The following is an 11,068-nucleotide window of genomic DNA, read 5'->3' on the forward strand; positions in this document are numbered from 1 at the left end:
TTCACGTTCGGCATCATCACGTAGCCCTGCGCGTCGGCCGCCGGGTTGCGCGGGTCGTAGATCATGCGCCCCGGGCTCGCGTCCTCGACGACCTGCCTGACGCGAACGCCCTGCGCAGCCTCGCCGTTCATGGGCGTCGCCTCGAACACGACCTGTTTGGCGCGGTAAGGCTTGCCGTCCGGCCCGACGATGCTGTCGGCGTTGGCAAGGTTGCTGGCGACGGCATTGAGGCGCTGAGACTGCGCAGTGAGCGCGCTGCCGGCGATGTGGAATACGTTGAACATGCTCATGTTGGCTATCCTTGAACCGCTGCCGTCAGCATTTTCAGTTGATGCGTGATGAAACTCAGCCCCGCCTGATACTGCAGAGCGTTTTCCGAGAATGCGGAACGCTCAAGGTCCATATCGACCGTATTGCCGTCAACAGCGTCCTGCGCCGGCGTCCGGTACATGAGGCGCGTTGGCCCGGACGGCCCGGCGGCGCCCTGAATGTGCCCCGGCGCGGTGGTCGCCAGCGGCAGATCGCCGCTGCTGCGCCCGGCCACCGCATCTTGCAGCGCGGCCGAAAAATCGAAGTCGCGCGCCTTGTAGTTCGGCGTATCGGCATTGGCGATGTTTCCGGCAAGTAGTTGCTGGCGATAGGCGCGCAACCCCAGCGCCCTACTCTGGAAAGAAAGTGCATCGTCGATTCGGTTGGTCACGGCAGCTCCGCTTCAGGGTTACGCTGCCCCTTCCAATGCAATTCTCGTGCCACACCGCACCATGCCGGAAAATCGGAGGAAAGCGGCGATGCGTGCCGCCATCGACGGCGGCATCGGCAAATATTGCCGGGGCGATCCCGGCCGCACATTCCGTAATCGCCGGTTCATCAGGCAGAATGACGGGATGAGAGAAGCGCCGCACCGAAACCTTGCCGTTCCCCGTTCAGCCCTCCGCGTAGTCGGCCTGCTGCTGGCGCTGCCCGCGCTGGCGTGCGCCGCTGCCAATCCGCCGGACAAATCGCCGCTGTACACGGCGCTCGACGATTTTCTCCGGGCCCAGACGCAGGGCTTGCCCGGCAAGGTCAGCTACGTCATCAGCCCGCTTGACGCCCGAACGCAGCTGCCGGCATGCGACGCCTTCGAGCCGTTCGTTCCGCAAGGCGGCAAACTTTGGGGCAGGACGACGATCGGCGTCCGCTGCCTCGGCCCGTCGACGTGGACGATCTACGTCCCGACGCAGATCACGGTCAGCGGCGACTACCTGACGACAGCGCGCCCCCTGGCCGCCGGCACCGTGCTCGACGCATCGAGTATCGTGGTCCGCAGCGGCGACTTGAGCACGCTACCATCGAGCGTTCTGATGGACCCCGCGCAGGCCATCGGAAAAACGCTGAAAAGCGGCCTCGGAGCCGGCCAGCCGTTGCGCAGCGACCAACTGTCGGCGCAGTGGGCCGTGCAACAGGGACAAAGCGTAAGGATGATTTCGCGTGGCGACGGATTCAGCGTCAGCGCCGAAGGGAAAGCACTCACCAGCGCAATGGACGGGCAAGTGGTGCAGGTCCGCGCCGCGTCCGGACAGACCGTGAGCGGCATTGCGCGCTCGGGCGGCATCGTCGAGGTCACGCACTGAATCACCGCCGACGACGTCCAGCTGTCTGAAATTAATGCTAAAGTTTGGCGGATTCTTGCCGATAGCCCATCAGGAAAAGAATATTTGAGGCGCCATCATGAAGATCGACAGTTCAACCAAGCCTGTGGGCGCGTCACTCATCAAGGAGTCGCGCGGACAGAACACCGCCAGCAAAACCGCCCCGGCGGGTGACGACGTTCGCCTGAGTTCGCTGGCGACCGAACTCGTTGCATCGGACGATCAGCAGTCGTTCGATGCCGGCCGTGTGGCGGAGATCAAACAGGCCATCGCAGACGGACGATTCACGATCAACGCCGGCGCGATCGCCGACCGCCTGATCGCCTCGGCCAGAGAACTCGTCGACGCCGAACGGCAGGGCTGATCTTGACTCGACCCGGGACGCAAGCTGTCGATCGCGCCGCCATGCGGCAAACGATTGATGGCGAGGCGACGCTCCTGGAACAGTTTGTCGAATTGCTCCGCCGTGAGCAGGCTTCGCTCACACAAGGCGTCGCGGACGATCTCCCGCAACTCGCCGATCAGAAAAACGGACTGGTCATCCAGCTGAATCAGCTTTCCGCACAGCGCGCGCTTTTTCTCGAAGCACGTGGCTTGACCGCCGACCGTGCCGGAATCGACGCCTGGTGCGCGCAGGGACAAGACCCCGAAGCAAGCAGCACCTGGCAGAAGGTTTTGCAACTTGCTACGGAAGCCCAGGAACTGAACCGGGTCAATGGCGAGTTGATCCAGATTCGCATGCAGTTCACTACGAAAGCGCTGGAAGCGCTCAGCGGCGCGAAAAACTCGCTCGAACTCTACGGCCCGGACGGACAATCGACGAAACCCGGCGGCCGGCGCATCTACGACGCCGTCTGAATCACTGTTGGTGCGAAGCGGGCGCCACCGGCACTTCTCCAGAATTTGCTGCCGGCTTGCCCTCAAGGCCAACCTCCGTTCCTTTTTCCGGCACCGTCGAATCAATCAGGATCGTGACGCGCCGATTGCGCGCGCGACCATCGGCCAGCACGTTTGGCTCGACCGGCCGCGTGTCGGCGTAACCGATCGCCGTCAGCCGCTCGGCGGTGACCCCGGAATCGGCAAACAGGCGCAGCACGGTCGTCGCGCGCACTGCGGAGAGCTCCCAGTTCGAGGGGAACTGCGGCGTGTTGATCGGCACGTTGTCGGTATGCCCTTCGATAGTGATCGGGAAATCGGTCGGCGCCAGCACTTCGGCAATCGCGCTCATGGCCTTGATCAGGGGCGGCTGGAGCAGCGCCTGGCCGGGCGAGAAGAGAATGCTGTCGTTGATCTCGATCGTCACGCCACGGCTGGTCTCGATGACGCGCACCTTGCCCTGCTCGATGAGCGGCGCCATCACCTGGAGAATATCCTTGGCGACGTTGCGCATCGTGTCGCGCTGCTTCTGCTTGGCCGTATCCGGCGGCGCCTTCATGGCACCGCTCGGCTTCTTCGGCAAGGGAATCGGCGGGTTGATGGCCACCGGTAGCGGCGCCGCATCGCCGACCACCTGTACGTTGCGGAACGCCGTCGCCATCGATTCGCTGAGAATGCGGTACTTGCCTTCGTTGACCGACGACAAGGCGTACATGACGACGAAGAAGGCGAACAGCAGCGTGATGAAATCGGCGTACGAAACGAGCCAGCGCTCGTGGTTGTCGTGCTCGTCGTCGAGCTTCTTGCGCGCCATGGGCTAGAAGATGTAACCCTGAAGCCGGCTTTCGATGATGCGCGGGTTGTCGCCGTTGGCGATGCCGACCAGGCCATCGACGATCATCTCGCGGCGCACGACCAAGCGCGCGATGTGCGCCTTGAGCTTGTTCGCCATCGGCAGGAAGACAAGATTGGCGAGTCCGACGCCATAGATCGTCGCGACGAAGGCCACGGCAATCCCTGCACCGAGTTTGGAAGGCTCAGACAGATTCTCCATGACGTGGATCAGCCCCAGCACCGCGCCGAGAATCCCGATCGTCGGCGAATAGCCGCCAGCCGCCTCCCATATCCTCGCCGAGAGCTTAAGCTCCTGTTCATAGGTGTTGATCTCCACCTCCAGCACCTCACGCAAGCGCTCCGGCTCGGCGCCGTCGACGAGCAACTGCAGGCCCTTGCGGGCGAAGTCGTCCTTCAGCTGGTTCATCACGTTCTCCAGCGCCAGCAGGCCTTCACGCCTTGAGACCTGGCTCCAGCTCGCCACCTGCTTGATCAGCTGCTGATGATCGACGACCGGCGGATACCACACCCAGCGCACCATCTTCACCCCGCGGATGAACGTCGCGTACGGGCTTTGCAGCATGACGGCGCCCATCGTTCCGCCAAGAACGATCAGCAAGGCGGTCGGCTGCGAGAGTGAACCGACGTGCCCGCCTTCGAGGACCTGCCCGCCGACGATGGCGACGATGCCGAGCACCAACCCGAGAACGCTGATCTTATCCATTCCGTCTGGCTTTCTTTATCTTGACGCTGGAGTCGCCGAAGACCCGCGCACGCAGCCGAGCGACGGCCTGACTGTGCAGCTGGCAGACCCTCGACTCCGTCACGCCCATCACTTCGCCGATTTCGCGCAGATTGAGATCCTGCTCGTAGTAGAGCGCCATCATCATCTTCTCGCGTTCAGGCAGCGCTTCGATTCCTTGCACGAGAATGCGGCGCAACGCCTCGTCTTCCAGAATCTTCGAAGGCTCGCTCGTATCGTCGGTCAAGTGACGCTCGAGAAAATCCTCTTCGCCTTCTTCGACCATGTCCTCGAAGGAAATCAGCTGATGGCCGCGCGTGTCCTGCAGCATCTTCTGGTACTCGCCGAGCGACATGCCCAGCGCGGCGGCCAGTTCCTTTTCGGCAGGAGCGCGCCCGTATTGTTGTTCGAGCTGGGCGATCGCCTCCTCGATACGGCGGAAATCGCGACGCAGGCTGCGCGGCAGCCAGTCGTTCTCGCGCAGCCCGTCGAGCATGGCGCCGCGCACGCGCTGTGCCGCGTAGGTCTCGAATTGCGCGCCCATCCCTGCCTCGAATCGGCTGATCGCGTCGAGCAGGCCCATCATGCCGTTCTGCACCAGATCGTCGACCTGGACACTGGACGGCAAGCGGGCCATCAGATGATAGGCGATACGCTTTACGAGCGGAGCGAAGCGCTGTACCAGCTGATCCTTGTTGATTTGGCCAGCGGCGTTATACATGGATTGAGGAGGAATCAGGCGTGAATCAGGCGTGAATCAGGCGTAAATGGCGACCGGGTCGATTTGTTGGCTCAAGTGTAGCAGTTGTTGCACGAACTGCCCGAGCCCGCCCGCCTCGCCGTCCGGTCGCGGCCAACTCAGCAGCGCGTTGACGATCAAGCCGTAGGCGCGCGACGACGGCGCTTCCGGGAAGAGTCCGGCGACCGGCTGACCGAGACACGAGGACTGGCGCAGGCTGTCGTCCTGCGGCACGAAGCCGGCAAACTCGAGCCGCGCCACACCGCGGCTGCGCGCCACCTTGGCGATGTTCCCGTAGATCGCTTTGGCCTCTTCGAAACTGCGCACTTTGCTGACGAGGATGCGGAAGTTCTTGCGCGCGTACCCCAGGCTGACCTTTTTGATCAGCGCATAGGCCTCGGTGATCGAATCACCGGAGGCGGAGATGACGATGACCGTATCGTGCGCCGCGAGTCCCAGTGGCGAGAAGCCGAGCGGATGATCGAGCGAGGCGTCCACCAGAATCACGTCGGGCGCGTTCTCAAGCCCGGCGAAGCTGCCCACCAGGATCGATTGCTGCTGGCTGCTCAGGACGCCGAGTTTGCGCATGGCTTCCGCCGCCGGCAGGATCCGGATTCCCGGCGCCGCCGTCACGAGCACGTCGGTCAGCGATTTCTCGCCGTTCGCCACGCGCAGCAAGTCATGACGCGCGAGCGCGCCAAAGTAGTTGGCCGTCGTGTTCTTCGTGTTCTCGTCGAGAATCAGGACGTCCTTGCCCTGCCGGGCGAGCAGCGACGCCACGTTGGCGACGAGGACGCTTTTTCCGACGCCCGTGCTACCGGAGGCAAATGTCACGACGCGCGGCTGACTGCGGCCAAACAGGCGGCGCAAACCGTCCGCCTGATCACCGTTGTAGTTAGCCACGACGTCCTCCTGCCATGGCCACCGGCGATCCGGCCGTCGCCATCACCAGCCCGGGTTCGAGGCCGTCGAGGCGATGCGGCGAGACTTCCGGCACGTCCTTGAAGGCGCGGTGCAGCAGGTAGGTGCGGTTCGGCAGATGCAGGTCTTCCGGCACGCGCTGGCCGTTGGAGACGTAGTGCAGGCGGAGATTGTGGCGGATGATGACGTCGAGCGACGACGCCAGGCTCGCCGCCTCGTCGACCTTGCTCAGGATGCAACCCGCGAGATCCGGCCCGTTGTAGGCGCGCACCACGTCGTCGAGCGTGTCACCGCGGCTCGTCGCGCAGAGCAGGAGCAGCCGCTTGACGTTGCTGTTGCCGAACATCGCGACCTGTTCGCCGACCATGCGGTCGCGCTGGCTCATGCCCATCGTGTCGACGAGGACCATGTGCTTGTGGCGGAGATCGAAGAGCGTCTGCTTCAGGTCGTCCGCATCCTTCACCAAATGCACCGAAACGCCAAGAATGCGGCCGTAGATGCGCAACTGCTCGTGCGCGCCGATCCGGTAGCCGTCAGTCGTGATCAGCGCCACCTTGCTCGCGCCGTGGCGCAGCACGCAGCGCGCGGCCAGTTTCGCCGTCGTCGTCGTCTTGCCGACACCGGTCGGCCCGACCAGCGCATAGACGCCGCCGCGGTCGACGATGTCGTTGTCCGCGTCGATCGTCAGGAAGGAACGGTCGGCAAGCGCCTTGACCCAGGCCAGCGCCTGCGTCGCGTTGAACTCGCGCGGCAGATCCGTCAGCAGTTCGCGGGCAAAGCGCGGTGAGAATCCGGCGTCGAGCATCTGGCGCAGGATCTCCGTCTTCACCGGTTCGGAACGCGCGGCCTCGCCCCAGGCGGCGCCGGCGAAATGCTGCTCGAACATCTTGCGCAGCGAGCGGATTTCCTCCATGACCTCGGCCGGGACGACCTCGGCCTTCGCCTTGGGCTCCTGCGTCACGGAAGGCGTCTGCAGGCGTTCAAACTGCGGCGCCGGGCGGGGCGCCAGCGGCGGCACGCTCGCTTTGGGCGCTACCGGACGTGCGGGCGTCGCAGAAGGGGACGACAGCCGAACGCTGTAGTCGTCATCCTTCGCCGGTTCAACCGGCGTCGGCGACGAGACGATCATGTCCATGTCGCCCGCGGCCACCGCCATGATTTCCACGCCGCCGGGAATGGCCCGATTGGAGAGGATGATCGCGTCCGGCCCAAGCAGCTCCTTGACCTTGTGCAACGCGTCGCGCGCCGTTGCCGCGATGAATTTCCTGACGTTCATACCCTACCTCCGATAATCGAGGTGACCTTGATTATTTTGTTTTCCGGTACTTCGCTATGCGCGAGCACCTTGAGTTGAGAAATGCCGCGCCGCAGGAAGCGGGACAGCAGAATGCGCAAATTGCTGGAAACGAGCAGCACGGCCGGCAAGCCGAGTTGTTCCTGGCGCTGCACGGCTGCTGCGGTCTCGCGCAGCAGCGTGTCGGCGAGTCCCGGTTCGATACTGGCGTTATCGCCGCCACCGGCGATGGCTTGCTGGAGAATCCGTTCGAGTTGCGGATCGAGCGACATGACCTGCATCTCGGTGCCGCTCGGATAGAGCTGCTGCACGATCGAACGCCCGAGGACGACGCGAACCTGCGCCGTGAGCATTTCGGCGTCCTGCATGCGCGCGGCGTTTTCCGAAAGCGACTCGATGATGCTGCGCATGTCGCGGATGTGAATCCCCTCGTCGAGCAGGTTCTGCAGCACCTTCTGCAGCGTTCCGAGCGGCAGGATCTTCGGCACCAGATCCTCGACGAGCTTCGGCATTTCCTTTGCCAGGTGGTCGAGCAGCGCCTGCGTTTCCTGACGACCAAGCAGCTCGGACGCGTGCGACAGAATGAGATGATTGAGATGCGTCGCCGTCACCGTGCTCGCGTCGACCACCGTGTAGCCATAAGCCTGCGCCTGTTCGCGCAGCGCCGTATCGATCCAGATTGCCGGCAAGCCAAAGGCCGGATCCTTGGTGACCGTACCCGGCAGCTGGCCGACCACACGCCCCGGGTTGATCGCCAGAAGATTGCCGGGGAAGGCCTCGCCCTGCCCGATCTCGACGCCCTTCAGCAGGATACGGTAGGCGTTGGGCTTGAGTTCGAGGTTGTCGCGGATATGCACCGGCGAAACGAGGAAGCCGACTTCCTGCGCGAATTTTTTGCGAATCCCGCGAATCCGGCGCAGCAATTCGCCGTCCTGCGCCTTGTCGACGAGCGGAATCAGGCGGTAACCGACTTCGAGTCCGAGCACGTCGAGCGGCGCCACGTCGGCCCAGCTCGCTTCCTGCGTTTCGGCGGCCACCGTCGGCGCGACGGTCACCGGTACCGGAGCGGCAGTGCTGGCCCGACGCTCCAGATCCCACGCCAACGCACCCAACCCGCCCGCCAGGAGCAGGAAGACGAAATTCGGCATCCCCGGAATAAGCCCCAGCATGCCGATGATCGCTGCCGACAAGCCGAGCACCTTCGGATTATTGAAGATCTGTCCGATGAACTGCTGCGACAGATCCTGCGTGTCGCCGACGCGGGTGACGACCATGCCGGCGGCGATGGAGATGATCAGCGCCGGGATCTGCGCCACGAGGCCGTCGCCGATGGTGAGCAGCGTGTAGGTCTTGGCCGCCGTGCCGGCGTCGAGGTTGTGCTGCAGGACACCGACGAACAGGCCGCCGAGGATGTTGATGGCCATGATCAGGATGCCGGCCACGGCGTCGCCGCGGACGAACTTGGACGCACCGTCCATCGACCCGAAGAAGTCGGCTTCCTCGGCGATCGTCGCGCGGCGCTTTCTCGCTTCGTCCTCGCCGATCAGGCCGGCGTTGAGGTCGGCGTCGATGGCCATCTGCTTGCCGGGCATGGCGTCGAGGGTGAAGCGCGCGGCGACTTCGGCGACACGTCCCGCGCCTTTGGTGATCACGACGAAGTTGATGATGACCAGGATCGCAAAAACGACGATACCGACGGCAAAATTGCCACCGACGAGGAAATGGCCGAACGCGTCGATCACCTGTCCGGCAGCCCCCGGCCCCGTATGCCCTTCGAGCAGGACGACACGCGTCGAGGCGACGTTCAACGACAAGCGCAGCAGCGTGGTGATCAGCAGGACGGTCGGAAAGACCGAGAAATCGAGCGGCTTCATCACGTTGATGGCGACCAGCATGACGATGATCGAAATCGCGATGTTGAAGGTGAAGAAGAGGTCGAGCAGGAACGGCGGCAGCGGCAGCACCATCATCGACAGGATGAGCAGGATGAGCAGCGGCCCGGCCAGCTGCTTCGCGCCGCCGCGCCCCAGCAGGTTCTGCAGCGTCGCCGTTGCGCTAGCCATTTGCTGCCTCCACGGCCAACTCCGCCGGAATCGCTATTTCGCGCGGCGGCTGCGGATAGGCGCCGCCCACCTTGCGCCAGTTCGTCAGCTGATAGACGTAGGCCAGCACCTCGGCGACGGCGGCGTACAGTTTCGAGGGAATCTCCTGATCGAGATCGGCGTGGCGGTACAGGGCGCGCGCGAGCGGCGGCGCTTCGAGCATCGGCACGCCGTTTTCGGCGCCGATCGAGCGAATGCGCAGGGCGATCTCGCCCATGCCCTTGGCCAGCACCTTGGGTGCGGCCATGCCGCTCTTGTACGCCAGTGCCACGGCAAAGTGCGTCGGATTGGTGACGATGACGTCGGCCGTAGGCACCGCTCCCATCATCCGTTTGCGCGCCGCTTGCCGTTGCAGCTGGCGAATCCGCCCCTTGACCTCGGGGTTGCCTTCCATTTCCTTGCCTTCCTGGCGCACCTCTTCCTTGCTCATCTTCAGCTTGTCGTGGTACTGCCAGAGCTGGAAAGGTACGTCGATGGCGACAATCAGGATCATCGCCAGAACGATCATCAGGAAGCTGTAGTTGATCAACTGGCCGGCCGAAACCAACGCCACATCCACGGTCTGGCCGAAGAGCGCAAAGAAGTCGTCGTGCCGCTTCCACAACACCCAGATGGCGACGCCGCCGACAAGCAAGGCCTTCGCGACGGCCTTGACCAGCTCGGCAAGGCCGCTCCACGAGACCAGCCGGGTGATGCCCTGGATCGGATTCAGACGGCCGAAATCGGGGTTGAGCGCCTTGAGTGAAAAGTTCCAGCTCCCCAGAACGAACGGAGAAAACAAGGCCGCAGCCACCAGCAAAAAGAAAAACGGCGCAAAAGTCATCAAGGCATCGAGCGACAGGTCGGCGAGGCGCAGCATCAAGAACTTTGGTTCACGCACCAACTGCTCATCGAGCGTCAGCCCGCGCCTCAGCATCGCCGACGTCCGCTGCAACATCCACGGGCCGGCAAACCAGAAAGTCGCCGCGGAAACCATCAAAACCAGGAAAGCGCCGATCTCGCGCGAGCGGGGAACCTGCCCTTCTTCGCGGGCCTGTTCCAGGCGCCTGGAAGACGCAGGCTCAGTTTTCTCGAGATCGCTTTCTTCGGCCATCTTCAGACACCCGGTTAAGTTGGGCCAATTATATAAAAAATCTTTAAAAAATAAAGAGGTATAGAGGTTTATTTACGCCGTTTCTCGAATAGTTGCAAGAAATACGCAAACGGACGACCGCCCAAGCGGGGAACCGGTGCAAAACGGCCGAATTTCAGGCAGGAGAAATCGCCCGATTGGGCACTGCAGCGAGGAACCGAGCGGGATAGAGATACCGGTGTGTTGGCAAGTTACGCGTCTGCGTGCGAGGCACCGACAGACAGGAGATAAAGACAAAGACGCCGCGTCCGGGTCACGGACGTGGCGTCTTCGCTTTGAGCAATCCGGGGAAGGGCGATCGGCACGCCCGGCAGCGCTAAATCCCTGATCCACCCTCCTCAAGCGCCTCACTGGACACCGGGAAAACCTTGACCTGGCGTGGTTTGAGCCAGACGCGCTGACTCCGGGCGAGGCCGAGGCTGGCTGCGCGCTCCCGCGTCAGTTCCACCTCGATCAATTCGGAAGCGTGCGCCAGTTCGACGCGCACGAGCGGGCCAATGGCATGCACGTCCTGCACCATCGCTTCCAGCCCGCCGTCGACCGGCCCATGCTCGATATCGATGTCGTGCGGCCGGACAAACGCCAGCGCTTCGCCATCCGATGTCGCAGCCGGCGAAGCCTGGCCGATGTCGGCCCAGCTGCCGTGCACGCGGCTGTGGAAGACATTCACGTTGCCGAGGAACTGATAGACGAAGGGCGAAGCCGGGTTGGAATAGACCTCGTCCGGCGTGCCGATCTGCTCGATCTTCCCGTGATTCATGACCACCACGCGAACGGCGACTTCCAGCGCCTCTTCCTGA

At 63.5% G+C, this 11,068-nt stretch carries 13 protein-coding genes; 3 read left to right on the top strand and 10 right to left on the bottom strand.

The window, feature by feature from the left end; translation table 11 throughout:
- Together flgC and flgB are read right to left on the bottom strand one after the other, a co-directional pair.
- The coding region (gene flgC, locus KBA32_RS14035) for a flagellar basal body rod protein FlgC (protein ID WP_294360014.1) at nucleotides 1-290 on the bottom strand (290 nt) is incomplete at its 3' end.
- 5 nt (nucleotides 291-295) lie between these two features.
- On the bottom strand, nucleotides 296-700 hold the full coding sequence (flgB, locus tag KBA32_RS14040; RefSeq protein WP_294360017.1) for a flagellar basal body rod protein FlgB: 405 nt from the start codon (nucleotides 698-700) through the stop codon (nucleotides 296-298).
- An 88-nt stretch (nucleotides 701-788) separates the two neighbouring features.
- Between flgB and flgA the strand changes: the two genes are divergently transcribed.
- From flgA to KBA32_RS14055, 3 genes are all read left to right on the top strand, one after another.
- A complete protein-coding gene (gene flgA / locus KBA32_RS14045) occupies nucleotides 789-1,610 on the top strand; it encodes a flagellar basal body P-ring formation chaperone FlgA (RefSeq protein ID WP_294360019.1) in 822 nt (273 codons plus the stop codon).
- Nucleotides 1,611-1,707: 97 nt separating this feature from the next.
- Nucleotides 1,708-1,992, top strand: coding sequence for a flagellar biosynthesis anti-sigma factor FlgM (flgM, locus tag KBA32_RS14050; RefSeq protein WP_294360027.1), 285 nt, complete (start codon nucleotides 1,708-1,710; stop codon nucleotides 1,990-1,992).
- Nucleotides 1,993-2,033: 41 nt separating this feature from the next.
- On the top strand, nucleotides 2,034-2,486 hold the full coding sequence (locus KBA32_RS14055; protein ID WP_294360031.1) for a flagella synthesis protein FlgN: 453 nt from the start codon (nucleotides 2,034-2,036) through the stop codon (nucleotides 2,484-2,486).
- A 1-nt stretch (nucleotide 2,487) separates the two neighbouring features.
- Here KBA32_RS14055 and motD read toward each other — a convergent pair whose 3' ends face one another.
- From motD to KBA32_RS14095, 8 genes are all read right to left on the bottom strand, one after another.
- Nucleotides 2,488-3,318, bottom strand: coding sequence for a flagellar motor protein MotD (motD, locus tag KBA32_RS14060; RefSeq protein ID WP_294360033.1), 831 nt, complete (start codon nucleotides 3,316-3,318; stop codon nucleotides 2,488-2,490).
- Between the two features lie 3 nt (nucleotides 3,319-3,321).
- Complete coding sequence (locus tag KBA32_RS14065; RefSeq protein ID WP_294360036.1) at nucleotides 3,322-4,062, bottom strand: flagellar motor protein; 741 nt, start codon at nucleotides 4,060-4,062, stop codon at nucleotides 3,322-3,324.
- A complete protein-coding gene (locus KBA32_RS14070; protein WP_294360038.1) occupies nucleotides 4,055-4,801 on the bottom strand; it encodes an RNA polymerase sigma factor FliA in 747 nt (248 codons plus the stop codon). The genes KBA32_RS14065 and KBA32_RS14070 overlap by 8 nt, the downstream gene beginning before the upstream one ends.
- A 36-nt stretch (nucleotides 4,802-4,837) precedes the next feature.
- A complete protein-coding gene (locus tag KBA32_RS14075) occupies nucleotides 4,838-5,722 on the bottom strand; it encodes an AAA family ATPase (RefSeq protein ID WP_294360041.1) in 885 nt (294 codons plus the stop codon).
- A complete protein-coding gene (gene flhF / locus KBA32_RS14080) occupies nucleotides 5,715-7,016 on the bottom strand; it encodes a flagellar biosynthesis protein FlhF (protein ID WP_294360043.1) in 1,302 nt (433 codons plus the stop codon). Before flhF ends, KBA32_RS14075 begins: the two co-directional genes overlap by 8 nt.
- Complete coding sequence (flhA, locus tag KBA32_RS14085; RefSeq protein ID WP_294360046.1) at nucleotides 7,013-9,097, bottom strand: flagellar biosynthesis protein FlhA; 2,085 nt, start codon at nucleotides 9,095-9,097, stop codon at nucleotides 7,013-7,015. Before flhA ends, flhF begins: the two co-directional genes overlap by 4 nt.
- Nucleotides 9,090-10,229, bottom strand: a complete 1,140-nt coding sequence (gene flhB / locus KBA32_RS14090) for a flagellar biosynthesis protein FlhB (RefSeq protein WP_294360049.1) — start codon at nucleotides 10,227-10,229, stop codon at nucleotides 9,090-9,092. The genes flhA and flhB overlap by 8 nt, the downstream gene beginning before the upstream one ends.
- 355 nt (nucleotides 10,230-10,584) lie before the next feature.
- Nucleotides 10,585-11,068 (bottom strand): TOBE-like domain-containing protein (locus KBA32_RS14095; RefSeq protein WP_294360055.1); only part of this gene is annotated, 484 nt, incomplete at its 5' end.

Source organism: Propionivibrio sp., assembly GCF_017995515.1.
Classification (GTDB): domain Bacteria; phylum Pseudomonadota; class Gammaproteobacteria; order Burkholderiales; family Rhodocyclaceae; genus Propionivibrio.

What these genes read in the sequence shown, in the direction of transcription:
- flhA (WP_294360046.1), bottom strand. Translation starts at nt 9,097, where the DNA reads ATGGCTAGCGCAACGGCGACGCTGCAGAACCTGCTGGGGCGCGGCGGC.
- KBA32_RS14065 (WP_294360036.1), bottom strand. Translation starts at nt 4,062, where the DNA reads ATGGATAAGATCAGCGTTCTCGGGTTGGTGCTCGGCATCGTCGCCATC.
- KBA32_RS14055 (WP_294360031.1), top strand. Translation starts at nt 2,034, where the DNA reads ATGCGGCAAACGATTGATGGCGAGGCGACGCTCCTGGAACAGTTTGTC.
- motD (WP_294360033.1), bottom strand. Translation starts at nt 3,318, where the DNA reads ATGGCGCGCAAGAAGCTCGACGACGAGCACGACAACCACGAGCGCTGG.
- KBA32_RS14070 (WP_294360038.1), bottom strand. Translation starts at nt 4,801, where the DNA reads ATGTATAACGCCGCTGGCCAAATCAACAAGGATCAGCTGGTACAGCGC.
- flhF (WP_294360043.1), bottom strand. Translation starts at nt 7,016, where the DNA reads ATGAACGTCAGGAAATTCATCGCGGCAACGGCGCGCGACGCGTTGCAC.
- flhB (WP_294360049.1), bottom strand. Translation starts at nt 10,229, where the DNA reads ATGGCCGAAGAAAGCGATCTCGAGAAAACTGAGCCTGCGTCTTCCAGG.
- flgM (WP_294360027.1), top strand. Translation starts at nt 1,708, where the DNA reads ATGAAGATCGACAGTTCAACCAAGCCTGTGGGCGCGTCACTCATCAAG.
- flgA (WP_294360019.1), top strand. Translation starts at nt 789, where the DNA reads ATGCGTGCCGCCATCGACGGCGGCATCGGCAAATATTGCCGGGGCGAT.